Annotated in this window: 20 protein-coding genes; 9 read left to right on the top strand and 11 right to left on the bottom strand. The window is 42.4% G+C overall.

The genetic code is table 11. The features are described 5' to 3' along the window. Positions 1 to 28 precede the first annotated feature (28 nt). The 3 genes from HXT20_RS01270 to HXT20_RS01260 all read right to left on the bottom strand — a co-directional run bounded on the left by HXT20_RS01270 (position 29) and on the right by HXT20_RS01260 (position 3,660). Positions 29 to 721 carry a non-canonical purine NTP pyrophosphatase gene (locus HXT20_RS01270; RefSeq protein WP_065189489.1) on the bottom strand — a complete coding sequence of 231 codons (693 nt, stop codon included), beginning with the start codon at positions 719 to 721 and terminating at the stop codon, positions 29 to 31. A gap of 54 nt (positions 722 to 775) precedes the next feature. Then, entirely contained in the window at positions 776 to 1,540 is a 765-nt protein-coding gene (gene rph / locus HXT20_RS01265) for a ribonuclease PH (protein WP_065189694.1), read from the bottom strand. Between the two features lie 86 nt (positions 1,541 to 1,626). Continuing rightward, positions 1,627 to 3,660, bottom strand: coding sequence for an ABC-F family ATP-binding cassette domain-containing protein (locus tag HXT20_RS01260; RefSeq protein WP_065189693.1), 2,034 nt, complete (start codon positions 3,658 to 3,660; stop codon positions 1,627 to 1,629). A gap of 209 nt (positions 3,661 to 3,869) precedes the next feature. On the opposite strand from HXT20_RS01260, the gene HXT20_RS01255 reads away from it, so the two are divergent. Continuing rightward, positions 3,870 to 5,024 carry a quinone-dependent dihydroorotate dehydrogenase gene (locus HXT20_RS01255; protein ID WP_004112115.1) on the top strand — a complete coding sequence of 385 codons (1,155 nt, stop codon included), beginning with the start codon at positions 3,870 to 3,872 and terminating at the stop codon, positions 5,022 to 5,024. Positions 5,025 to 5,144: 120 nt separating this feature from the next. Here HXT20_RS01255 and HXT20_RS01250 read toward each other — a convergent pair whose 3' ends face one another. The 5 genes from HXT20_RS01250 to HXT20_RS01230 form a co-directional block, all read right to left on the bottom strand. Then, on the bottom strand, positions 5,145 to 7,535 hold the full coding sequence (locus tag HXT20_RS01250) for a transglycosylase domain-containing protein (protein WP_422114404.1): 2,391 nt from the start codon (positions 7,533 to 7,535) through the stop codon (positions 5,145 to 5,147). Positions 7,536 to 7,587: 52 nt separating this feature from the next. After that, positions 7,588 to 8,307, bottom strand: coding sequence for a Crp/Fnr family transcriptional regulator (locus HXT20_RS01245; RefSeq protein ID WP_004112109.1), 720 nt, complete (start codon positions 8,305 to 8,307; stop codon positions 7,588 to 7,590). A 30-nt stretch (positions 8,308 to 8,337) separates the two neighbouring features. Further along, positions 8,338 to 10,839: a S9 family peptidase gene (locus HXT20_RS01240; RefSeq protein WP_422114403.1), complete on the bottom strand. Its 2,502-nt coding sequence runs from the start codon at positions 10,837 to 10,839 to the stop codon at positions 8,338 to 8,340. Positions 10,840 to 10,907: 68 nt separating this feature from the next. Beyond that, complete coding sequence (locus tag HXT20_RS01235) at positions 10,908 to 12,227, bottom strand: App1 family protein (RefSeq protein ID WP_004115839.1); 1,320 nt, start codon at positions 12,225 to 12,227, stop codon at positions 10,908 to 10,910. 64 nt (positions 12,228 to 12,291) lie between these two features. Further along, positions 12,292 to 13,881 (bottom strand): L,D-transpeptidase, encoded by a 1,590-nt coding sequence (locus tag HXT20_RS01230; protein WP_410309983.1) that lies wholly within the window; start codon positions 13,879 to 13,881, stop codon positions 12,292 to 12,294. A 257-nt stretch (positions 13,882 to 14,138) separates the two neighbouring features. On the opposite strand from HXT20_RS01230, the gene HXT20_RS01225 reads away from it, so the two are divergent. From HXT20_RS01225 to rpiA, 4 genes are all read left to right on the top strand, one after another. Then, entirely contained in the window at positions 14,139 to 15,272 is a 1,134-nt protein-coding gene (locus HXT20_RS01225; protein WP_004112079.1) for a diacylglycerol/lipid kinase family protein, read from the top strand. 30 nt (positions 15,273 to 15,302) lie between these two features. Beyond that, positions 15,303 to 16,976 (top strand): phosphoglucomutase (alpha-D-glucose-1,6-bisphosphate-dependent), encoded by a 1,674-nt coding sequence (gene pgm, locus HXT20_RS01220; RefSeq protein WP_004112076.1) that lies wholly within the window; start codon positions 15,303 to 15,305, stop codon positions 16,974 to 16,976. A gap of 34 nt (positions 16,977 to 17,010) precedes the next feature. Continuing rightward, positions 17,011 to 18,072: a ribonuclease H family protein gene (locus HXT20_RS01215; protein WP_004112073.1), complete on the top strand. Its 1,062-nt coding sequence runs from the start codon at positions 17,011 to 17,013 to the stop codon at positions 18,070 to 18,072. Positions 18,073 to 18,188: 116 nt separating this feature from the next. Next, entirely contained in the window at positions 18,189 to 18,887 is a 699-nt protein-coding gene (gene rpiA, locus HXT20_RS01210; RefSeq protein ID WP_004112071.1) for a ribose-5-phosphate isomerase RpiA, read from the top strand. Between the two features lie 194 nt (positions 18,888 to 19,081). Here the strand turns inward: rpiA and HXT20_RS01205 are convergent, their stop codons facing one another. Continuing rightward, a complete protein-coding gene (locus HXT20_RS01205) occupies positions 19,082 to 19,171 on the bottom strand; it encodes a 30S ribosomal protein bS22 (RefSeq protein WP_004268639.1) in 90 nt (29 codons plus the stop codon). A gap of 126 nt (positions 19,172 to 19,297) precedes the next feature. After that, positions 19,298 to 19,927 carry a hypothetical protein gene (locus HXT20_RS01200; protein ID WP_004112066.1) on the bottom strand — a complete coding sequence of 210 codons (630 nt, stop codon included), beginning with the start codon at positions 19,925 to 19,927 and terminating at the stop codon, positions 19,298 to 19,300. Positions 19,928 to 20,020: 93 nt separating this feature from the next. On the opposite strand from HXT20_RS01200, the gene radA reads away from it, so the two are divergent. From radA to HXT20_RS01180, 4 genes are all read left to right on the top strand, one after another. Further along, positions 20,021 to 21,466 carry a DNA repair protein RadA gene (radA, locus tag HXT20_RS01195; protein ID WP_422114402.1) on the top strand — a complete coding sequence of 482 codons (1,446 nt, stop codon included), beginning with the start codon at positions 20,021 to 20,023 and terminating at the stop codon, positions 21,464 to 21,466. Positions 21,467 to 21,500: 34 nt separating this feature from the next. After that, on the top strand, positions 21,501 to 23,015 hold the full coding sequence (locus tag HXT20_RS01190; protein WP_422114401.1) for an adenosylhomocysteinase: 1,515 nt from the start codon (positions 21,501 to 21,503) through the stop codon (positions 23,013 to 23,015). A gap of 91 nt (positions 23,016 to 23,106) precedes the next feature. Further along, entirely contained in the window at positions 23,107 to 24,528 is a 1,422-nt protein-coding gene (locus tag HXT20_RS01185) for an amidohydrolase family protein (protein WP_422114400.1), read from the top strand. Positions 24,529 to 24,605: 77 nt separating this feature from the next. Then, positions 24,606 to 25,154, top strand: coding sequence for a cupin domain-containing protein (locus HXT20_RS01180; protein ID WP_422114399.1), 549 nt, complete (start codon positions 24,606 to 24,608; stop codon positions 25,152 to 25,154). 12 nt (positions 25,155 to 25,166) lie between these two features. Here the strand turns inward: HXT20_RS01180 and HXT20_RS01175 are convergent, their stop codons facing one another. Further along, a complete protein-coding gene (locus HXT20_RS01175; protein ID WP_004112055.1) occupies positions 25,167 to 26,057 on the bottom strand; it encodes a 5'-methylthioadenosine/S-adenosylhomocysteine nucleosidase in 891 nt (296 codons plus the stop codon). Positions 26,058 to 26,158 lie beyond the last annotated feature (101 nt).

Raw genomic sequence — 26,158 nt, 5'->3', positions numbered from 1 at the left:
TAGTTTACTTCTGGTTTGCTTAGTTTATTTACTTAGTTTGCCCAAGGAACATAGCTTTTAACTCTGGCAAAAGCGCTCGTAACGCACTGCCCCTGTGTGAAATGGCGTTCTTCTCTTCTTGACTAAGCTGAGCACTTGTCAAATCCTGCATTTGAATGCCATTTCTAACAGGCTGATTATCTGGTACAAAAAGCGGATCGTAACCAAAACCATTCTCTCCGCGTGAAACTCTAATCAGTCTACCAACCATTTCTCCAACGCGAACAGTTTCAAAACCATTTGTTTTCCACATACTGTTTTCAAGTTCTGTTTCACCACAACCCTTAGGAATAGATAAAGCTGCAGCACAGCGGAATCGTGCTGTTCTACACTGATCTGGAATGTCTTCAAGCTGTTTAAGCAAAAGCTCATTATTCGCCTTATCATCTCCATGAACACCGCTCCAACGCGCAGACAATATTCCTGGGGCAGCTCCGAGAACATCTACAATCAAACCTGAATCATCTGCTATTGCAGGCAAACCAGTTCTTAGAGAAACATCTCTAGCTTTGATTAACGCATTTTGCTCAAAAGTCACGCCTGTTTCTACTGGATCTGGAAGCCCCAAAGAGCCAGCAGTAACAAGCTCAATATGCTCCGACATTTCCACAAACTCTTCGTTAAGAATCCGCTTAATTTCAACGAGTTTACCCTCATTATGCGTTGCCACAACAAGTTTCACGCTCGCCACTCCTTAGTAATTTATCGAATAAACAGATATAGATATAAACTTTATTTAATTTTGACTTAAAGCAGCGCGCTGAGCAGCCTGAAGCTCACGATTACCTTTAGCTGCCAAATCAAGCAAAACATTAAGCTCATCGCGATTAAACGGGCGATGTTCCGCAGTGCCTTGAATCTCAATAAAATTGCCAGAACCAGTCATAGCAACATTCATATCTGTCATTGCTTGACTATCTTCTACATACGGCAAATCAAGCATTGGAGTGCCATTAATCACGCCTACAGAAACAGCAGAAACAGAGTCTTTAAGAACGTTTTTAGCACTACGAATATGCTTGTGCTTTTCTGCCCAATTTAGCGCATCTACAAGAGCAACATATGCGCCCGTAATCGAAGCTGTACGCGTGCCGCCATCTGCTTGAAGAACATCGCAATCAATTTGAATCAAACACTCGCCCATTGCCTTCATATCTATAACACCTCTAAGGCAGCGACCAATAAGGCGACTAATCTCGTGCGTGCGGCCGCCGATTTTGCCCTTAACAGACTCGCGATCAGTGCGCTCGTCAGTGGCTCTTGGAAGCATTGAGTATTCGGCTGTAACCCAACCTAAACCAGTGTCTCGTCTCCAACGCGGAACTCCAATAGTAAAAGTGGCAGTGCACATAACGCGCGTGTTACCACACTCGATTAAAACGGAGCCTTCTGGCACGTTTGTAAAATTGCGCGTGATTTTTACTGGTCGCAACTCGTCTACATCTCTGCCATCAAAGCGAATAGTTTTTACAGATTCCAACATATCCTTAATTTGAGCCATAATTCAACAATCTAGCACGCGGCATTAACTAGCATGCAGCATTAATCTTGAGCAAAATCGCAATGCAAAAACTGTAGACTTTTGCATCAAATTTGCTCACTAAGCGCAAGCCACTCTTCTTCTAACGCGCTCGACTCACTTTGATTCGCCTGTAACTTCTCGTTAAGCTCTTGCAAGCCAACAAAATCGCTAGGATCATGGCTAGCCATTTTTTGCTCAATCTCGCTTTTTTCTTCCTCAAGCTTTTCTAGTTTTCGCTCTATTGCTGAAACTCTTCTAGTAGCATCGTAGTAAGCTTTTCCGCTTAATTTTGCTTCATATTTTTGATTGGATTTTTCCGCAGAATCCGCATCTGACGAATCGCCAGCAACCGCCCTAGAACTCGCCTCAAAATCTGCCTTAGATTCTTGCATATTTGCGCGCTCATAGTCTTCCATAATCTTTAAATACTCGTCAACTCCGCCTGGAAGATGGCGAATCTTGCCGTCAATCAATGCAAATTGCTGATCAGTCACTCGCTCAAGCAAGTATCTGTCGTGAGATACAACAATCAAAGTGCCTGGCCATGTGTCTAGTAAATCTTCCATAACTGCAAGCATGTCGGTGTCTAGATCGTTTCCAGGCTCGTCCATTATCAACACATTTGGCTCGTTTAGAAGAATCAAAAGCAATTGCATGCGGCGTTTCTGGCCGCCTGAAAGATCTGCAATTGGTGTCATAAGCTGCTCTGGCTTAAAACCAAGCCTCTCCATAAGTTGACCAGGAGTTACTTCTTTGCCGTCGATTATGTAACTTGGCTTATATCTACTCAAAACCTCTTTGACTTTATATTTTCCAAGCTTTTCCAGCTCTTCTAATCGTTGAGAAAGCACAGCAAATTTTACAGTTTTACCAATGTTTACGTGCCCTTTAGTTGGACGCAAAGAGCCGTCGATTATGCTTAAAAGTGTTGATTTTCCAGCGCCATTAGCTCCTACTATGCCGAATCGGTCTCCAGGTCCTATTAGCCACGTTTGATTGTCTAAAATCATGCGGCCGCTAATCGTTTTTTGTAATGCTGCACACGTTTCTTTTAATGACGATTCTTCTTGCGATAGTTGCGATTCTTGCGACTGTGCGGCTGCTTGCGATTCGTCTACAGAAATCGTAACGCTACCATCATGTGTAGGCTGGGAAAATGGCGATTTTACAATATCTGCATCGGCTCCAGCAGGATTTGACGAATCTTCAAAAATTTGCGTAACGTCAATCAAATCAACAACTTGCTTGCCGAGTCGAGAAGTTGCCATTCTCTTCAACTCAAGAGTATCTCGCATTGGCGGAACGTCTGCTATAAGCTCGCGAGCCTGCTTAACGTGGAATTTTTGCTTTGTAGAACGAGCGCGAGCACCCCTAGAAAGCCACGCAAGTTCCTTGCGAGCCAAATTCCGCCTGCGCTCCTCGCGAACATCCGCCTGACGTTCGCGCTCAACACGCTGCATCATGTACGCACTGTATCCGCCTTCAAACGGGTCGATTGCTCCATCGTGAACTTCCCACATAGAAGAGCAAACTTCGTCTAAAAACCACCTGTCGTGCGTAACGAGCAAAAGCGCGCCCTGCCCGTCTTGCCACCTGTGCAAAAGATGCTCTGCGAGCCAATGAATTGTAAGCACATCAAGATGATTCGTAGGCTCATCCAAAGCCAAAATATCCCAATCATGCAACAGCAACCTAGCCAAATCCGCACGCCTACGCTGACCTCCAGAAAGCGTACCAACTTTAGCTTCAAGATTGATTCCGCCAAGAAGAGCCTCAACAATTTCGCGAGACTTTGAATCAGCAGCCCACTCATAATCCTGGCGATTCTCCAATGCAGCTTGGCGAACTGTAACATTATCGTCCAGTGGATCTCGCTGGCTTAAAATGCCAAATGTCAATCCGCTTCTACGCGTAACTCTGCCAGAATCTGGGTCCATACTACCCTCAAGAAGCTTAAGAAGCGTGGATTTTCCGTCTCCGTTTTTTCCAACAATTCCTATACGGTCTCCCTCAAAAACGCCTTGAGTCACATTTCTAAAAATAGTTTTTGTTGCAAATTCAAGCGATACGCGTTCTAGTCCCAAATCATAAGTAGGCATAACTCACAAATATAGCTGTGCTACTATACTACGCGCGGTAAAGCGCTTAGACCGCGCGAACGACAGGACCTGCCCGAGATTGTACGTGATTTAGATCAAATTTGGTACAAACTCGGAAAAACAACTCCGCATTTTGTAGCTCAACACACCAAAATCAACAACAAAAAGCGGAAAGTCGCATAATATTGAATGTCGTATAATATTGAGTTATGGGTTATGTATCTGAAAATTCTTTACACAATGCTGTGAACAAAGCTGCAACAGACTTATTCACCTTTAGCTATAAGCATGTAATTAAGCCGCACTTAGTGTTTAACATTCCACCAGACGAAGCTCACGATCGCATGATTGCTTTCTGCAAGACGAGTGAGCGCATTCCTGGATTAATGTGGCTTTTGCGGCAAATGCTCAATTACACGGATCCAGTTTTAGAAACGCGAGTTATGGGAGTGGATTTTGCGAATCCATTTGGATTAAGCGCAGGACTCGATAAAAACTGCGATTTGTGCACAGTTCTAGACAACGCTGGCTTTGGTTTTGAAACAGTTGGCTCCACAACTGCCCGCCCATGCGAAGGAAACGCTAAACCTTGGTATCATAGGCTTCCGCAATATGATTCTCTTCTTGTTCATGCGGGTCTTGCTAACGATGGCAGCGAGTTTGTGATTCCTAGAGTGGAAAAAGCGTGGACTAATGCTAAAAGCATGCGCGTTTCTGTGAGCATTGCGCGCACCAATGATAATCTTGTTGGTGACTTAGACGAAGGTATTGAAGATTATCGCATATCTATGGAGCGAGCAAGTGGCAAAAGCTCCATGATTGAGGTTAACATTTCTTGTCCAAACACTATGGCTGGCGAGCCTTTTAGCAAGCCAGAAGCTTTAGATAAGCTTTTTAATGTTTTAGATAAAGTTGATCATCCTCAGCCAACTCTTGTAAAAATGCCTTTGAATCTAGAAGGCGGATGGCCTCAATTTAAGTCTTTGTTAGACGTTTTAAGCGCACATAAGGTTGATGGCGTGAGCATTGCAAATCTGCGAAAGAACCGCGAAGGATTGAATATTCCAGAAGATTGGAAGGGTGGAATTTCTGGTGCGCCTACATTCGCCGCGAGTAATGATCTTATTAAAAATACTCGTAAAGAGTTTGGCAACAGGTTTGCTATTGCTGGAATAGGTGGCGTATTTACTGCAAAACAAGCTTATGAAAAGATTAGAAGTGGAGCTGACCTAGTTATGTTCGTTTCTTCTCTTATGTATAGAGGTCCTCAGCAAATAACTGTTCTAAAGCGCGGACTTGCTGATTTACTCAGAAAAGATGGGTTTGAAACAGTTAAAGATGCAGTTTCAGCTGATGTAGATTAAAAAAAAAAAACCAGAATAGATAACAATAAATTACAATAAATCAGCTGGTATCGAAGTATTCGCACAATACCTCAATGCCAGCTGATTTTTTAATAATATTTTCAACTAACCAGATGAAGCTTAATTACCGTCAGAAGATGTGTCTCCTGTTCCATCCGTATTACCGTACGTAGAACCAGAAGATGTACTCGTTCTTCCATCGCCAGTAACCGACGATCCACCAGTCGCAGGATCTGTCGAAGCCGCACCCTGATTTGCCTGAGCCTGAGCCTGATCTTGAGCCGCCTGTCTACGAGCATCCTCATCGCGCTTACGCTGTTGCTCTGCATAATCTTCCTGACGCATTTGCGGAGTTAATGACGGCATCTTTCCACCAGCCATATACTTTGGATCTGGCTTACCATATTCATTGTCGATAGGAACGTTTGCCGCTTTTAGATAATCGTCCATAAACTTTTTCCAAGCTGGAGTTGCAATGTAAACACCGTACCAAGCGCTTCGATAAACACCATTAATTCTCATGTTGTTGAAGCTCTTTTGCACTTCAGCGTTTCCAATTGCAACAAAAGCACTAATCTTATTTGGCACAAATCCTGCAGTAGTCATGTAATACTGTTCGTTAGTACCAGTTTTTGCAAAAGTTTTACGACCACCAGCTAATTGAGCAGCATGCGCAACACCACTAGGTTGAGCAACACCCTGATTTATAGCATAGGCTACAGTTTGAGCAATTTTTTTCGGTATAGCCTGATGACAATTAGCGCTTGGTACTCGCAAACGTCTACCGTTTTTATCAATAACACGCTTGATTGCAATAGGGTCACATTGAACACCATTAGCACCCAATGTTGCGTAAATATTTGCCATTGTTAGTGGAGAAGCCTGAACTGCACCAATCACCATAGGAGGATTTAGAGAATTCTTAGAAAATACGTCTTCCTGGCCTATTGGAGAATTGTGATATCCAAGTGTTTTCGCAGCCTCTGCCACTGCACACAGCTTAAGCTGAGCACCCATAGCAGCCTGAATCGTGTTGTGAGAATGCACCAAACCCATTAACGGTGTTTCTGGATTAACAGTTCCACCATCTGAATTTCTCACAGACCAACGCCCTATACCTTTATATCTTGCGCACGAAAATTCAGTATTGTTATAGAACGTGTTTGTTCGTACAGGCTGATTAATTGATTTTCCAGCAAGCATCCATGCAACAAGATTGATTGGCTTCCAAGTAGAACCAATCTGCCAGCCTAAGCCACCACCGTCTTGTTCATCTACAGCGTAGTTAATAGCTGTGTGAGTAGGGTCAGACCTCGCCGCATCGGTCGCATCATAAATACGATTGCTTCCAAAACCAAGAACTTCACCAGTACCAGGCTTTATAGCAGCTATAGAGACTTCAAAACCACTAGGATCATTAACAGGGATAGTGGCCCTAGCTGTATTCATGGCGGTTGTGTTAGCTGTTATATCCATTGTAGTGTAAATATCCAAGCCACCTTCATTAAGCAGCTTCTGCCTTGCTACAGTTGTTTTGCCAAATTCTCTAGAATTCAAGATTTTCTTAGTAACATAATCACAGAAGAATGCTGCATCTCCAGCAGCCTGGCAACCGACGTTAGCAACTTCATGCTGAATATTAAGAGTGCTTTTAATTGGTGTTGTAACCGCATCATCATGTTCTTTTTGACTTATAAAGTTTTGTCGAAGCATTAAATCAAGAACTATATTTCTTTGCTTCTGCGATTCAGGCTGATTTTCTTCAATAGAAGGATCGTACCTAGAAGGATTCTTTGTGATTGATGCAATAGTCGCAGCTTGAACAAGATTAAGATTGGCTGCAGTGGTATTAAAATAGCGTTTTGCAGCAGTTTCTACACCGTAAAGATTATTACTACCAAACTGTGCAACGTTTAAATATCCCTGTAAAATCTCTAGCTTAGAGTATTTTTTCTCCATTTGGATTGCGATTAACATTTCTCGCAATTTTCTAGCAACAGTACTTTCTGCAGCATGATATTCCGAAATAGGATCATTGTCTTCTCTAGCTTTGATCATAAGAACATTCTTAACGTATTGCTGTGTTAAAGACGATCCACCTTGCATATCAGACTTTTTAATAAACGTTTGCACAAACGCACGCATAACGCCTTGCACATCAACGCCTGAATGTTCAAAGAACCTACGATCCTCACGCGCAACCATTGCCTGCTGCATGTATTGCGATATGCGTCTTAATGGCACAACAGTGCGATTTTGAGCATAAAATGTTGCTATAACTGTTTTGCCATCAGAAGCGTATAAACGCGACTTTTGAGGTAAAGCCGTAACGTCAAAATCAATGCCATCAACTCTAAGAGAAGGCACAACAGACTTGACCACGCTGTTTACGCTCATCACTCCTGGCACAAATAAAATACTTGATACTACACCACCTGCAACACACAATGTGATGTACGTAAGGAACAGTGCTAACACGCGACGAGTTGTGAGGGATTTCTTCTTAGGCATGCGAACTATTCTAGAGGTTTGCCTCTACGTTGCGGCACGCAAAAATCGCGATTTATCTTTCTGCTCTGCGAATCAACATTCCAGGTTGGTAAATAATAATTGACCTACCGTGCCTTTTAATCCAACCCCTCTGAGCAAAATCCATCAACGCTTTATTAACTGTTTCTCTAGAAGACCCAACAAGTTGAGCAAGTTCTTCTTGTGTTAAATCGTGAGGAACAAGCACACCTTCCCTAACAGGTTCTCCAAACCTAGAAGCAAGGTTTAAAAGCGTTTTAGCCAATCTAGCTGGAACGTCCATAAAAACAAGATCAGAAATATGTTCATTATTTGCTCTTAAACGTGCAGCTAAAACCTGAAGCATGTCTACAGCAACCCTAGGATGATGGCCAAGCCACTTAAAAAGAACTTCGTTTTCTAGCCATAATACGCGAGTTCTATCTGTAATTGCTATTGCAGAAGCTGTACGCGGACCGCCGAACGGGTCAAAAACAGGAATCTCTCCAAGAATCTCACCGTGCGTGTGGATACTAAGCAATTGCACACGATTATCCCTTGAATGGCGTACAAGCTTAACCCGTCCACGCTCAAGCAGATACATGCGGCGATCAGTATCTCCTTCGTTAAAAATCGCCTGCCCCTTAGAAAAAACCGACTCATGCAAATGCTCGAGAAGCTCCCTCGCTTGATCGAGTGGCACTTGCTTAAATAACGCTGTATGCGTTAAAGGAAGGTCTTCCGTGTAGGGCTTATCTGGCTTAATTCTTACCACAATCAGCCTCCAATGTGTTTTAAAAATATTCTACGAAATACCCATGGCATCTAAACACCATGCGTTTTCATAGCAAACTTCCTCCCACTTTTTATACCTGCCAGAGCTTCCACCGTGACCGCCATCTGTTTCAATGCGCGCAATCGCGTCCGCGCCTGCAGCCTGCAAGCGAGCAAGCCACTTAAGAGGCTCCGTAACAAGAACGCGAGTGTCGTTAATCGAAGAAGTTATAAGAATCTTTGGAAACTCACCTGGCTCAACATGTTCAGACACATTCTCGTAAGGCGTGTACGACTTTAGATACGCGTAATCTTGCGCATTATGCAATGGGTCTCCCCATTCGTCCCACTCTGTAACAGTCAGCGGCAGCGAGTCGTCTAGCATAGACGTAAGCGCGTCAACAAACGGAACATCAGCTTCGATTCCTGCGTAGCATTGCGGAGCCATATTTGCTACAGCTCCCATAAGAAGACCGCCTGCAGAACCGCCATTTGCAACAGTCTGATTTGCCGAAGCATAACCCGCTTGTTGCAAAGCGCGCGTAACGTCTACAAAATCTTCAAACGTGTGTTTTTTGTTGCGACGCCTACCATTCTCATACCACGCACGACCCATTTCTCCGCCGCCTCGCACATGCACTTGTACGAACAGCACTCCTCTATCCAGCATGCTTAGGCGCGCCACAGAAAAATACGGATCGCTGCTTATTTCATAAGCTCCGTAAGCGGTGATGAACATTGCTTGTGATTTAGCCACAGTTTTTTTACGCCACACTAGGGATACGGGTACGCGCTCTCCATCTCGGACAGTAATCCACACTCGTTTTTCTGCGTAGTCATTTTCGTTAAAATCGCCTAGAATTTTCCCACGCTTAAGCAAAACGTCTTTGCCTGTAATAGGATCTATTTCACGCAAAGACCCTAGTGTCGCATAGCTTGAACAAGAATAACGCATTCTTGGAGCTTCGTAAGAAGGATTACCAGTTGCTCCAATAAGGTAAACACGACTATTTTTAGCTTGTTCATTGGTTATTTTAGATAGTTCAATTCGAACGGTGTTTTGATTTTGATTTTGGATAGATAAATTAGACAAATCAGACAAATTATCTTTTACAACATCGGTTGGTTGCCACTCTTCCGCTGTTTCCTTTATAAAACCTTCTGCCCCAACCCTAATAAAACGCCAAGGTCGTCCAGCATTAAAATCTTCAACAGCATTGCTTTTAGGCATAACAGCAAGCTGAGGCAAGCCATTCGCTCGGAAAGAAAGAGCCACATAATTCTTATAAACGCTTAAACCATCAATGCTCAATCCGCAAGTTCCCTGTAAAATCTTAGGATTTTTGCTGTTGTAATACGGTTCACTAACTGCTTTTTTGCTGGCTCCTGGTTCTAATAAATCACCATTTTTGCAGCCGTAAGGAGATCCCTGAACAACACAATCGCCTTCGCCAATGTTAAATGGCATTGATTCCATAGATCGCTTTCGCAAATCTATAACGTCAATCTGAAAATTAGGATTTTTAAGATTGTGGCTTACAAACATGAGTGGAATATCTTTACCATCATCTCCAGCATTTTCAAAGCATGCGAAAGAAACATCGTATTCCACGTTTCTTATAGGCTTTAACACCATCTTAAAATCTGCTTCTGGAGTGCTTAATGGAAGCATTAATACGCGCGAAGTTGTTTTTGAGCTGCTGTTTATCATAACGCTACGTTCGTCGAAACTTTCGTAAACGCTAACAAAAAATCTCGCATCCAATTCTTCAAAAACTTTTACATCATCTTCTACAGAAGTTCCAATTTTATGTCTAAACACCTGGTATGGTCGCCATGCGCTGTCTAAAGTCACATAAAAAACCCATTTCCCGTCTGGTGTTAAAAGCGCAGAAGATATGCCTTTTATGCAATCTCGAAGCGTTATAAAATCATTGCTACTTTTGCAAAAATCACGAATATAAAAATCGAATCTTTCATCACCCTTAGTATCGACACCAAACAACATTCTCGTGCCGTCTAAACTAATATCCATTCCTCCGAGTTGGAAGAAATCTCCACCAAATTCCGATGCCTCTTTGTTGGCGTCAAAAATAATTTCTTCGCCTTCTGTTTCTCCAGGATTTGCGCGTTCATCTATAACTGGCGGATCCCAATCATTCTCGTTTTTAACAGGCATTCGGCATTGAATCCCGTACTGTTTACCTTCTACGGTACGCACATAATACCAATATCCGTCCATTCTTGTTGGAACAGACATATCCGTTTCTTGAATACGCGATTTCATCTCATTAAACAGTTGTTTACGTAAAGAATCTAACCTAGAAACGCGTTGTTCAGTGTACTTGTTTTGAGAATCAATATATTCACGAAGTCTTTTGCTCTCTTTGTCTTTCATCCAAGCATATTCATCTACAAACACATCATTGTGAAACTCACGAACATAATCAACTTTTGTAGCAGGCATAGGCTTACAACCAGCAGCCTTATTTAAAGAATCAAACTCACCGACTTTTAGCGAACTATCTTGCATTTATAACCTTTACAACACATAGAAAACATAAAAATTCTGCACAATTACACAATATCAACTACACAACATTAAACAGCATCCATAATAAATGGAATCATAATATCTTTCAAAGATTCACCATCTGGAGCTGCAAAAAATGGGACACCTTCAAAAGTTCCAGCAGCACCTTTAGCATTAACAAAATTACCATCACCAACGCTTGCAATTCTAGAAGACGCAAGAGTAACCCCAAAATCCTTAGACATTGCTCTCCTAAAATCGGTCATAGTTGAATTGACCTTAAGCTGTCTTATGCCTACCGCTAAAACTCGATTAGGGAATTTTTTTATAATACTCGCATAAGTAGCTGGATCCTTCTGACCATCATCACCAATAAGCACAAATCTCATACCTGGAAAATCATCCATAAGCTGCTGAGCAAACTCAAGCTTATGCTGAGGACCAGTCGGCACAAAAGTCTTAGGTCTAGGATCTAAATCTCTAAGAAGAAGTGGTCCAGATGGAAAACCTTCACGCGAAATGAAGTGTCGTATAGAAGCTTCCACATTCCAAGGAGAAGTTGAAAGATAGAAAAACGGGGCGTTAGGAACAAAATCACGAATCTTATTAAAGAAATGATTCATACCCTTAACAGCATGCCTGTGCTCTGGATTCATAATAAGCAGATTGTAAGCTGCTCTTAGCGGAGAAGGAGCCTGAGTGACCATAATAGTGTCATCAACGTCGGAAATTATTCCCAAAGTAGATTTTTCAGAAATAACAAACATGCTTGCATCAACAGGCTCACGATTATCTACTTTGTAAGACACTTTATGTTCACCAACATTAAGTGATCTTTCAGTAATCAAATCAAGATAACCAGAACAGTCTGAAACACAATATTCAGCACCACTGTTGAAACTAGCATCTGGCTTATCGTACACAGACGAATCACCAACTTGCGCAGATTCAACAGGAACACCATCAATGCTTAAAGAAACACGAATCCTAACAGCAGGAACAACAAGCATCGCATATATTCCGCGCTTCAAAACAGAATGATGCCCAGCTTTAGGAGCAAGAACCGTACGGCAAATCAGACGAGCATAATTATCAGTTCCATAACCAATATAAGGCTCAACGCTTGGGAACCAACCCAAACGGCGCATAATCTTACCGCTTACACGCATCCAAAATCCAACGCTTGATGTAACAAGTTTTCTGACCAATCGAATAAAAGGCGGCTTTTTATCTATACGCTCTTCATCCGAAGGAGCATCAAAAAGCGTGGCTGTAACTCGCACTTGAATAGGCGTACTGCTTATTCTTCTAGCTACAGCTGGAGAATCACATTCTTGCTTGGCTTGTTCGCCGCCTTTTGCAGCGTTATTGTCATCCAATTTAGCCAAATTGTTACTCGCTTTTATGAATTTTATAACTTTTATAAAGCCTATAACTCACTATTACAATGAATTATTGACGAACTGGACCATCTGGCTGCTCGCCAACCACTTGTACGATTGTTCCACGCGGGCAATTGTCGTACACCCACTTAGAATCCTGCTCGTACATATTAATGCAGCCGTGAGAACCATGCTTTGCTGGGTATCCTTGTGCTATACCAACATCATTCCACCTTGCTGTATGGAATGAAATTCCACCGTTAAAGTAGCTAACCCAAGTAATTCCAGGCAAATAGTATCTAGAACCGTCTCTATTAAATCCTTGCATAGCTTGAACGTCATAACGTAAGTAAATGTGGAATGTTCCATTTGGCGTCTCGTAATATCCATTGGAGCCCGTGCAAACTGGCATTGTTCGTATTAATTGATCATCTTTGTAAACGCTTACTGTCTGCGTGGTTTTATCAACCACAATACGCATTTCAACAATCTTCTTTTCAACAGCAAACTTTACTACATTTGTTGGAACCGTAATCTTTGCGTCTGTACCCTTTTCGATAGTATCCACAACCTTGTTTGCTACATCCTTTGAATAGCGAACCTCTACGCCATTAACACCTTTAAGAGTGGTCATTATGAACTGACCCTTCTTACTATAAGTGTCTTCCTGATCTATTTTCTGCTGGTTCAGATTCTTAGCAAGCTCTTTTGAAAGCCAAGTATTTACTGCTTCCCTATCTACAGTAAACGAAATCTGCTTTCTCTGTTCATCAGCATTAACCTTAATCCAAGAAGCGATTGCAGATTTAGGTATCGTAAAATCTTTTGAATCGCCATTACTTAAAGTGATTTTCTTAGTAAGAATATTATTAAGCTGATCCACAGTTTTCTTAGCAACATCACGCTTAATCGGTGCTTCAATCCTACGAGACTCAATAGTAACTTTTACTGTTTTACCAGGATTTTCAAGCGATTTTTTAACAGCCTCACGAACAGGCAATGTTATTACTGTACGACCTGGAACACCATCTTCCACCACATAAGATTCAGAACCAGAATCGTATTTTGCCGTATAAGGCATTGCACGATCTTTATCGTTAACAAATTTCTTGATGATATACGCATCCATATCCATGTCGTTTCGAGTTGCTTGCAAAGCGACAGTCTTCTGAACCCAAGGCATAAGCATTGTAAACGCGTTATCATGCTTAGATCGCATTATATTTTTAACCGTTGCGCTCTTATCTACTTTGACGTACAAGTCTTCAAAATTCGCGTTGATTGTTTTACCACGATCATCTTTAATTTCTATTTTGGTGCTATCAACAGCATTATCTACATTTTTAGAAACCGCTGCCAACTGAGCGCCAACAATTTGACTACTTCCAGCAAAATGTACACCAGGGGCAACACGATCATGGAAATACGCTTGTGTGCCAAGAAAAGCGCAGACTAAGAGTATAACGAATATGACCAAAGAATATAAAAGAACCAGTGCAGACTTGTTCGACTTATGGCGATTCTTTAAAACAGCAGTCTGATTTATATCGTTATTGTCAATATTGTAATTATCTACACTGTTTACGTCTATATTATTAGCAATATTATCAATATTTTCAGACTCAAAAGCGTCTGGATTATTATGTTCTAACTCGGACATACTCTTAAACCCCTGCTCGATTAATGGCACAAAAATCGCATGTGGCAAGTTTAGCACTTGCTTAGCATATAACTCACATAAGGAATGTAAAACATATAAATAGAAATAATAGAAATAATAGAAATAAATAATAGAAATGCGAGCCAAAAATAAAAAATATGCTCAATACGTGATGAAAATGTGAAAAGTAATCAAATATTCGCAAATATTCTAAAAATAATCACCATATATTAAAGATATGTGCAAGAATAATAAATATGCCAGATATGCCAATTCAAGCGACGATTGCGTTAATGGTGATTGTTTTTGCGCTAGTACTTGCGCCATTCATCATTATGATAGTTACGCGCGCCTTGAAAAAGCATCATTTAGCAGAAAAACTCGCAGAGCGACACGGAGATAGTGTACATTACGCTTTCATACTAAACCCGTCTAAACCTCAAGCAGAACAATATAGACTTGACATTAAAGAATATTGCAAATCACACAATTTCACATACGAAATAATAGACACTCAATTAAATAAAGACGGGCGAGAATGCGCACTCGAAGCCTTAGAAAACGGGGCAAATGTTGTTGTGGCAGTTGGTGGAGATGGCACTGTTAGAACGGTTGCAAGCGCGGTTTCTGGCACGAACCACGCGATGGGAATAATTCCAATTGGCACAGGGAACTTGTTTGCGCGCAACATGGGCATTCCAGTAGATGATGTTCAAGCAGCACTAAGAGTTGCAACAAGCCACGGATCTAAAAAAGTTGACGTTGGGCGTGTTTTTATACTCGACAAGCCGTATGAAGACCATGGTCACGCATTTTTGATTATTGCAGGAATTGGATTCGACGCTCTTATGATAGACGACACTAATCCTGCGCTTAAAAAGAACATAAGCTGGCTTGCATACTTTGTTGCTGGCGTTAAACACTTATTTGCGCCAAAATATCGCGGAGACGTTACTTTTATTAGAGAAAACGGTACAAATCACACAGCAAGAGGAATATCATTCCGCACACTTATGGCTGGTAATTGTGGACAAATACCAATGCTTTCTTTAATGCCAGAAGCCGTTTACGATGATGGCATATTAGACTTCGAAATTATTGACACATCTGGCGGATTAATTGGATGGGCTAACCTATTTGGAGACGTTGTACACCAAACCGTTACAGGAAAAGCAAAGCAAAGTCCGCTTTCTACAAACTCTAAAATCGACCAATCGCAAGGTGTTGAAGCAGAAGTCAAGATAGAACGACCTGCTCCTGTGCAAGTTGATGGAGATATTTTAGGCTACACAAAACACTTGCGTTTTAGCGTTGACAAACAGGCTTTATGCGTGCGCATACCAGAGAGTTTACAATCTTCTTTGACTCAAAATAATGCTAACTTACGTTAAAATACCGTCGCCGTGGCAAAATAAAAAATTATGGTAGCAAAAAATGCGGGAATGCCCGCCACCCCAGAAGATCTAGTAGATGTCGACGCTTTGGTTGGCGCTTACTATGATGAAGTTCCAAATTCCAATATTCCAGAACAGCGCGTGATTTTCGGTACGTCCGGTCACCGTGGTTCTGCTTTAAAAACTTCGTTTAACGAAGCTCATATTGTGGCTATTACTCAAGCTATTGCTGAATATCGCAAGAAGGCTGGCGTAACTGGTCCTCTTTATATTGGTCGCGATACGCATGCTCTTTCTGAGCCTGCTCAAAAAACCGCTATCGAGGTTTTGGTTGCTAACGGAGTTCACGTTCGCGTGGATTCTCGCGGCGATTTCGTGCCAACTCCTGTTGTTTCTCAGGCTATTTTGACGCATAATCGCGCAGCAGACGGCACTCAACGCTTTAGCGGAGACGGCTTGGCAGATGGCATTGTCGTCACTCCTTCGCACAATCCTCCAACCGACGGAGGTTTTAAGTACGACCCTGTAACAGGCGGTCCTGCACCTGCAGAAGTGACTAACGCAATTGCAGCTCGCGCAAACGAATTGCTCGACAACTACAAGTCCGTTAAGCGCGTGCCTTTCGAGGAAGCAATCAAGTCTGATTTGGTTGAAGGCTTCGATTACCGCGAGCACTACGTTAGCGATTTGGCTAACGTAATCGATTTCGATGTGATTCGCTCTAGCGGCGTGCGTTTGGGAATTGACCCACTCGGCGGCGCAAGCGTAAACTACTGGCCACTTATGAACGAAAAGTACGGTTTAAACATTGGCGTTGTGCGTCCAGAAGTTGACCCAACTTGGCGATTCATGACTATTGACCACGATGGCAAGATTCGTATGGATCCAAGCTCCCCTTACGCAATGAAGGGCTTAGTTGATCAGCTTAACGCTGGCGCTTGGGATAAGTACGATTTGGTTGGAGGCACTGATCCAGATGCCGATCGCCATGGTATCGTGTGCCCGAATTGGGGCGTTATGAACCCGAACCACTACATTGCAGTGTGCGTGGAGTACTTGTTCGGCGGCGCTCGTCCGGATTGGCCAAAGAATACTGCTATCGGCAAGACGCTTGTGTCTTCTTCCTTGATTGACCGCGTAGCTGCTTCGATTAACGCTAAGCTTGTGGAAGTTCCTGTTGGCTTCAAGTGGTTCGTTGACCCACTCTTTAGCGGCGAAGTTGCTTTCGGCGGTGAGGAAAGCTCTGGCATGAGCTTCTTGCGCAAAGACGGACGCGTGTGGACCACCGATAAGGATGGTTTGATTCCTGATTTGCTCGCTGCAGAAATTACTGCAAAGACTGGTAAGAACCCTGCTCAGCTTCACCAAGATCAGGTTGCTCGCTTTGGAGAAAGCTGGTACAAGCGCGTAGATACTCCAACAACTCTTGAACAGAAGCAGAAGTTTGCTGCTCTAAGTGGCAACGATGTTGAAGCAACTAAGCTCGCTGGCGAAGATATTACCGCAAAGCTTACGGAAGCTCCTGGAAACGGCGCAAAGATTGGCGGCTTGAAGGTTACGACCAAGAACAATTGGTTCGCTGCTCGCCCATCTGGTACCGAGAACATTTACAAGGTTTATGCTGAGTCCTTCGTTTCTCCAGAGGCACTTGACAAGGTGCTTGAGGAAGCTACTGCTGTAGTAGACAAGGCTTTAGCGTAACGTAATAATCTTTCGTAAGTAAAGAATCTACTAATTGCGCTGGTTGCAATCTGCAACCGGCGCATTTTTGAAAGGTTTTGTGATGATTGTTGTTTCTACCGATGGTTCAGCACTTGGAAATCCAAATGGATCAATGGGTTGGGCTTGGGCAGACCACACTGATGAAGCAGGAAGCACGCACGAGCATCAACATGCAGGAAACGCGGATGCAGGCGGAGCCACAAATGGCACGAATCAAATTGGTGAGTTATGCGCAGTACTAGAAGCGTTGAGAGCACACCCTGGAAGCGAGGATCTTACAATCGAAACTGATTCGCAATACGCTATAAACTGCTCAACCACGTGGATTCACGGGTGGAAGAAGAACGGTTGGAAGAACTCCAAAAAAGAGCCTGTAAAAAACGCAGATTTGATTCGCGCAATCGATTCGGAGATTACTAAACGCGAAGGCTCCGTTAAGTTCGTCTGGGTTAAGGGACACGCTGGAAACGCTGGAAACGAAAAAGTTGATGAGCTGGCTAGAACTTATGCTGAAGATTGCCGCAGCAGATTGAAGGATGGATACCTGCCACTAGAAGGATGGAAATCGTTGATTTCTTCTACATATGCAGACGGTGTTGATGTACCAGAAGACGCAAAAATGCTGTTAGACGGCAAGATTTCTAATGCAGAATATCACATAGGAAGATGCGTTGGTAAGGATATTAATCCTGATTTTAAAGGCGATTTTCATCGTGAAACAAAACGTGAAACATCCGATGATGATGCCATTAAATACGCCGATAACAGCGTTGCTAACGATTCAACTACGCGTAACAGTAATACACAGGATGAATCGAAAGCATCCGACGAGTCGCGTAAAAATAAACAATCTCAAAATAAATCAGAACAAAAATATCAAGTAGTGCCAGGATTATGTGTATCTGGAACATTACAATTCACACCTGCTCCAAATACGAGCCAAAGCTTTAATGGTCAACCACGATACGTATTAGGAAACATACAAGTAAGCGGATATGTTCAGCCAGACGGCACTCTTAAACTAGATCCAACCGAGTTTTATATTCAAACAAAAGCTGCAAACCAAACAGAATAAAATCTGAACGCAGACTAATATGTAGTATGTATGAAATAAGTGGCGGTTGGTAAAAACGCTATAAACGCGCTGTTATTTTAGCCACGCCAACAAGAAAGATAAGAAAGTAGGCACAAATGGATAAAGCACAGCAAGATGCTCTTAAGAAGGCAGCTGGCATTGAGGCCGCAAAGATTGTACAAAATGGCATGATGGTTGGACTTGGAACCGGCTCTACTGTTCGTTTTCTTGTAGACGAACTCGGTCGCAGAGTAAAAGAAGAAGGCTTGAGCTTCACTGGTGTCACAACTTCTCGACGCACGCAAGAGCAGGCAGAGGGCTACGGCATTAAGATTCTTGACATTAACGATGTTGACCATATTGACGTTACTATTGATGGTTCAGATGAAGTCGATAAGAACTTTAACGGTATTAAGGGCGGCGGTGCAGCATTGCTCTGGGAGAAGATTGTTGCAATTAACTCCGACCGCATTGTGTGGATTGTGGACGCCAGCAAGGTAGTTGATACAATCGGCAAGTTCCCACTTCCTGTTGAGGTAATTCCATTCGGATCTGCACAAGTGATTCGCAAGTTTGAAAAGCGCGGATACAAGCCAGTTTTGCGTCTTGATGCAGATGGCAAGGAAGTGCGTACAGACGAAAATAACTTTGTTGTTGACTTGCACTTGGAGCGCATTGAGCACCCGCAAGAGCTTGCTAAGGATTTGATTGAGACTGTTGGCGTTGTAGAACACGGATTGTTCTTGAATATGGTTGACACTGTGATTGTTGGTGATCCAAACGGTCCGCGCACTCTTACAAACCCAAATAAGTAAACTGCATATCTAAATTTAACCAATCATTTCCCGAAAATGTACGTAAAATCCACTGTTTTACGTACATTTTCGGGAAATTTTTTACATTCTTCAATCATTGCAGTCTTCAATCGCAATAAAAAAAAAAGCGCTGGAAAAATCCAACGCTTTCAAAAGTGTTACGTGCCCAAACGGGCAGGCGCGCCAAACAGCTACTACTTACGCTGATGACGAGTCTTACGCAGCAGTTTGCGGTGCTTCTTCTTGCTCATCCGCTTGCGGCGCTTCTTGATGACAGAACCCATCTGAAGCCTCCATTCATATGTAAAGTGTGCAACTTGCCTAATGTTACACCGTTTTGACGACTTTGGAAAATTTTAAAACAAAATTTTACAAAAACACGTACAAAACAGCCTATATCACTACGAAAGTTACATTGGGAATTGCTTATAGAATCTTTCAACAGACTGTTTTAAACCAGTCACTTCAAATACAACAGTGTCATTTTGCCAGATTGCACTAGCTTTAGTCTTACTATTATCATCTGCCTTCAAAACATAGCTTCCAGTAGCCTTACCAGCAACCTGAATCTTTCCAGAAGCAATATCACTTCCAGCTAATGCATCAGTCAAAAGCTCATATTGTTTATTTGCTAAATCACGACTACTCCATTGAGCAACAACGACTGAAACATCACTGCCAGATTCTCCCGTAGAATATCTAACAGTGTATTCTTCCAAAGGAGATGCGGAAGACCATTTAGCACTAGGAGAAGCATCAACACGCGCAAAATCAAGAACACTATCTGGCATAGATCTTAACAGTGCAGTAGATGTACTAGGCAAATCTTTAGACTTAATTGACGGAGTTTTTGCAGAAGACACCTGAGTTTTAGCAGACTGCGGTTGCTGGCGATTTAACGCCCAGCCAGGCCATATGAATGCGGAAACTATAGCTAAAACGACCACTATTACGGCAACTATAAGAACTTTTCGTAAGTTGTTATGAGACGCAGATACAGATGAAGTCGAGTTAGAAGGATTATTCGCATAAGAATTCATATTTTTTACCCCACATAACACTGTTCAACATACTTGGATTATCTCACAAAAGTATGACGGTAAAATGTCTACAAATGCAGCTAGCGTCAAATCATGGCTGCAAAATCTACTACTTACTACTTATGCTCCGAATGCGGTTGGAGTGGTTCAAAATGGTATGGTCGCTGTCCAGAATGCGGCGAATGGGGAACATTAAACGAGTTTCACGAGTCTAAAGCTACAAGCGGAGTTTCACGAGCCTCCACAAGATCTAGAAATGCAAAAAATAACATTTCTACAATAACAAATCTTGATTCTAGCGTAGATGCTCAGCCAATCAGTGAAATTACAGCAGATAATGGCATGCGAATCCACACAGGATTTAGCGAATTTGACCGCGTTTTAGGAGGAGGGCTTGTTCCAGGATCAGTCACGCTTATAGCAGGCGAACCAGGAATCGGAAAATCTACTCTACTTTTAGAAACAGCAGGAAAAATTGCCAAGAATTGCAACGGATCTGCGAAAAACACTGCCGAATACACAAAAAATTTAGTCCTGTATATTTCTGGCGAAGAATCAAAGTCGCAAGTAAAATTGCGCGCATCACGCATAAATGCCATAAGTCAAAATCTTCTTCTTGCGTCTACAACAGACTTAAACACAGCTTTAGCGCTAATCGAAAAATATAAGCCAACTCTTGCAATTGTAGATTCGGCTCAAACTATTGTTTCTAGCGATGTTGAAGGAATTACAGGAGGCTCCACTCAAGTTCGAGAAGTAGCTAGCGCGCTTATAGACGTTGCTAAAACTTGCGATATTCCAATTCTTCTTGTTGGACACGTTACAAAAGACGGATCGATTGCAGGTCCTCGCACGCTTGAACATCTTGTAGACACTGTTTGCCAATTTGAAGGAGATAGTCAAACCGCATTACGCATGCTTCGCGCTGTTAAAAATCGTTTTGGACCTACAGACGAAGTTGGCTGCTTCGACATGAGTGGCGATGGTATTGAAGAGGTTCCAGATCCTTCTGGACTGTTCCTGTCTTCTAATGGAGATTGTAAAAACGAAGGAACGTGCGTAACTTTTACTTTAGAAGGACACAGAAGCATACCTATTGAAATTCAAGCTCTTGTTACAGATTCGGTTCTGCCAGCCCCTAGACGCGCAGTTTCTGGAGTAGACACAAACAGAATTGCCATGCTTACCGCTGTTTTATATAGACATGGTGGATTAAATCTTTTATCTAAAGACATTTACGTTTCTACGATTGCTGGAGCTAAGGCGAAAGAACCTGCTTGCGATTTAGCAATAGTGGCAAGTTTGGCGAGCGCAGCCAAAAATAAGGCAGTCTTACCTTTAACTTGCGCAATTGGTGAGATTAGTCTTACTGGTCAAATTCGTCCAGCTTCTAGAATGGAACCTAGAATTAGAGAAGCAGCTAGGATCGGCTATAAGCGTGCGATCGTGTGTAATATGCGAAAGAAAATTAGCATTCCCGGTATTGACATAATCGAAGCAGAGAATTTAAAAGAAGCTTTGAACGCACTTGGATTATAGGGATAATAAATATAAGAGCTTTTAGGAGTTTAATATGATTGATTTTAGCGAATGGGTTGCTATTACTTCGCAGAGAACTAACCAATCTCTTGCTGGGGCACGCGTGTTTATTGGAGATAACAATATTCAAAATGAGAATGCTAAAAATAGTGACCAAAATAGTGATGTGGAAAAATTCTTACAGAGCGCGCAATCTTGGGGAATAATTCCTACGACTTGTAAACAATACGCAGATTTTGATGCCACTAAATCTTACGAAAATATAGAAAACACTATGGTTAATGCGCCTAATTTAAGCGGAAAAGACGCAATAGATTACGCGCAAAAACATATGCCAGTAATGCGCACGCTACTTAACAATTTACAAGAAAGTGGTCTTAATTTAGAAGGCGTTAGAATAGCTGTTTGTCTTGTGTTGGAACCAAAAACAGCTGTATTGCTTAGAGAATTGCACGCGCACGGAGCGATTGTTGGCGTTTTTTGTGGTCCAGACGAAACTGACCAGAGAGTAGCAGATCAGCTTAAAAAAGAAGGCATTTTAGTACAAGCAAACCGAGATTGGACACCTGAACAAACTCATGAAGGTGCGCTAAAACTCTTAGACGAAATACAGCCAGACATAATAATCGACGATGGAGCTAGTTTTGCGCGCCTAGCAAGCCTTGAACGTCCGCAAATCGCAGCTAATCTAATAGGAGTTGCAGAAGAGACAACTAGCGGAGTGCGCGCTTTTGAAGCAATGCAAAAAGCTGGACACTTGCACTACCCTGTAATCGCAGTAAATAACAGCGCTCTAAAAACCGATTTCGACAATAGACATGGAACTGGCGAAACATGTGTTACTACGATGCAACAAATTCTTGGGAGTGAATGCTTTGAAAACGCTAAAGTAACTGTTGTTGGATATGGACCAGTGGGTCGTGGATTTGCTTTAAGAATACGCGCATTGGGTGCAAAAGTTACGATTTGCGACACAAATCCTGTACAGTCCTTGCGCGCAGTTTTCGACGGTTTTGAAGCTAAAAATCTTGAATGCACTGTTGATACAAGCGATATGATTGTTTCTGCAACAGGCGTTCGACACACGATTACATTGCAGCATATGCAAAGCATGCAAGAAAACGCGATTTTGGCTGTAATTGGCGGAATCGCAAACGAGATTGCACTAGACGAAATCCCTGATTTTAAGCCAGTTGTTGGAACTCCACAAAGAAAAATACAGATTCCAAATGGTCCGCAAATCACGCTAATAAGTGAAGGAGACGGAACAAATTACACTACAGGTGGCGGAAATCCTATTGAGATTATGGACTTTAGTTTTGCTGTTCAAGTGAGCGCCGTAGCGTATTTGCTAGAGCACAATGGGAAAAACAAGAAAAATAGCGACAAGAATCCTCTTAATTCTGGAATCTACCAACTTCCAGAAAGCTCCGATAATCAAATAGCAAGAATCGCACTAGCAAAACGCGGATATAGCGCAAGCGAAGCCAATAAAAACAACGGCTACAAGTGGGATTTAACGCGATTTGCGGAAGAAGCAAATAGTTAGCATAAATCAATTAACCAAATCATAATAAATCTAAGCAATAATAGAATAAATAAAGCAAAAAGTAGTACAACGTAATTCCTTAAGGAACACAATGCTTACAGACCCAATACGCAAACTTGCACACCCAACACCACTTAGCGAAGTCACACTATACAGTGCATCAATGGTTATTCCAGTAACGGGGCCAATAATCCCCGAAGGTGCCGTTGCTGTATCTAACGGACGCGTTGTTCACGTTGGAACACGCCAATGGGTGCTTAATATTCTAAAAGACGAGATGCCAAGCGATTCTTATATGCAAATGTTTAGAAATGAGAAACATTGGCAAGGCCTTATGACACCAGGTCTTATAAACGCACACACGCATTTGCAATACACTAATATGGCAAGCGTAGGCCGCGGCGAATACCGCAATTTTAGAGACTGGGAAGAAGGATTCAATGTTGTTTATGACAAATTACAAGAAGAAAAACAGCATAACCCATCATTGATGACTTGGAAAACTTCTGCATACGAAGGCGCAAGAATGATGGTGGAAGCTGGCACTACTGCAGCTGCCGACATTGTAACTGATATCGAAGCAGTTGGAGCGCTTGCAAGCCAAGGCATGCACGGGATAGCCTATTGGGAGGTAATGGGCTGGAAAAACGTTGACTGGAAAGAAGAAGGCTACGCTAAGCTGCTCGAGATGCTTGGGCACATGATGGACAGCGGCAGAGTGCCGAGTATAGGAATTAGCCCACACGCACCTTACAGTCTAGAAACCGAACCTTTTGTGGATTTGCCAGACATTGCAAGACAGCTAAACATGCGCTTGCACATACACTTAGCAGAAACACCTATGGAGGCTGGAAATCACGCCGATACACTCACCACGTATTCCGCACCAGATTGGAATGCTAACGTTTGGGCGAGCTACAGCGAACTTAAAGCACATGGAATGACAGCTTCCGCAATTCAGTTTTTGGATCAGCTCGGCTCCCTTGGACCAGACGTACATATTGCGCACGGAGTTTGGGCAGATGGCGAAGACCGCAGAATTTTGCGTCAACGCGGAGTGGGAGTGGCATTGTGCCCAAGATCCAACCGCATTACTGTTACGGAAAGAGACGCGCCAATTCGCGACTACATGGAAGAAGGAAACTTGCTTGCGATTGGTACGGATTCACTATCTTCTTCCCCATCTTTAGACGTTTTAGACGACGCTGCAAAAGTCTATGATTTAGCAACAGCGCAAGGGTATAGAAAAGATGATTTAACACATCGAATTATTCGCATGCTTACTTTAGGCGGCGCAAGTGTTATGGGCTTACACGTAGGACCGCACAGAATTGGTCAAATTAATGCTGGAGCAACAGCCGACCTTGCATTCTTTGATATTCCAACAGACACAAGCTCGCCACAAGGAGTTGAAGAGACTTTGCACAATTTTGTGCGTCACGGTGCAGGTAGTGCAAAAGCAACAGTTATTTCTGGAAATCTTGTATACAATAATGGTGCTTTTGCTCAATAATCTGATGCAAGCACAGATAAGAACACATTTAACGCAAATATTTAACGCAAATATGAAAAATAAAAGGAGCATGCACTATGAGTGTCAGTTTAGAAAATATGAGTGATTACGCCAAAAATCTTGTTAAAGAATTACAGCTAGAAGCCCATCCAGAAGGCGGATGGTACACCCGCGACTGGCAAGCAGCGCAACTATATAGCGCAACCAACAATGAAAATACTTCAAACGCGAGCACAAACGATACGAAAATTGACGAAAACGCTGGCGCAGACGCACCAAGACCATTGGCCTCTCTTATTTACTTCCTTTTGCCTTCTGGCGATTCAAGCGCATGGCATAAAGTTGATGCAGACGAGATTTGGCTATGGCATGGACCGTCAAATCTTACGATTGAGCTTGGTGGATGTGGTCAAACCCCTTGTAATGAGGCAGATTTGCAGCGTTTTACTCTTGGAAACTCTAAAGATTGCAATGGCTTATCCACGCGCGGACATCTTGTAATTCCTGCTGGAACATGGCAGAGAACAATACCAAGCGATGGCGATGTTCTTGTTTCTTGCGTAGTAAGCCCTGGCTTTACTTTCAGCGGCTTTGATTTAGCAGAACAAAACGATTCAAATAAGTAAACTAGTCTGCAGTTATTTAACAAGCGCCTTCAAAACACGCAAAGTTAACGACCCAGCTTGATTAGCTGCAAGAACCAAATCATCCTTATGCGAGTCCACAGATTCGTATGATTCTCCACAACGGTTGCTCATTGAGCGAATCGCAAGGAATGGAACACCGTTTTTAGCCGCAATATGTGCAGCAGCCGCGCCTTCCATCTCTTCGCAATCGCCAAAAACCGTTGCTCGCACAGCGTCTAAAATATTAGGATCTGTGTTAAATTGGTCGCTTGTTGCTATGTTTCCACACAAATAAGCAACGTTGTTTGAATTTTCGTTAGACACGCTATTTTCATTAGACGCGCTTTGCTTAAAGTCCGAGGATAAGTCGCCAGCAACCGAAGAGGATTCCTCCAAAGACTTCTCAAGCCTAAATCCTAATAATTGCGCCTCTTTAACAGCTAAATCGCATAATTTTGAATCTGATTCAAAAACAGATTTGTACGGAGCACACTCTGCAATAATTTGCGTATTTGTTTCTAAATAGTGAAGTTTCTTGCCTATAACAATATCTCCAACACTAAGACGCGGATTTAAAGCACCTGCGATTCCGCTAAAAATCAACACTTGTGGATTGGATTCGATTATCAACGCTTGAGCTGCAGCTGCGGCAGCGCACTTTCCCATTCCAGCAACACATATTGTAAGAGTAGGATTTTCGCCTTTGCTATTAGAAGCGATTTTGCCCTGAATAAAAGTAACCCCATACGAATCCCAAGTTTTATAATCCCCACAAAATGCTTGAAGAATAGGCTGAGCTTCTTTTTGAAGTGCAACTATAACAGCAAGTTTTGAAAGATGACTAAAATCTTTAGAACTTTCAGAAAAATCGTCAGCCGCGCTATGTTCAAAATTATTTAACATGAAATACTCCTCAAAAAATCAACACACCGTATGTAACTGACACTTAACATACTACGACTTAAGTCTAATCACCACAAAACTACGTATTAAATCAACAAAAT

Origin of the sequence: Gardnerella sp. DNF00109, from assembly GCF_049262845.1 — a bacterium.
Classification (GTDB): domain Bacteria; phylum Actinomycetota; class Actinomycetes; order Actinomycetales; family Bifidobacteriaceae; genus Bifidobacterium; species Bifidobacterium vaginale.
The sequence above is the reverse complement of the archived record's forward strand: the minus strand, read 5'-3'. Positions and strand labels throughout refer to the sequence as shown.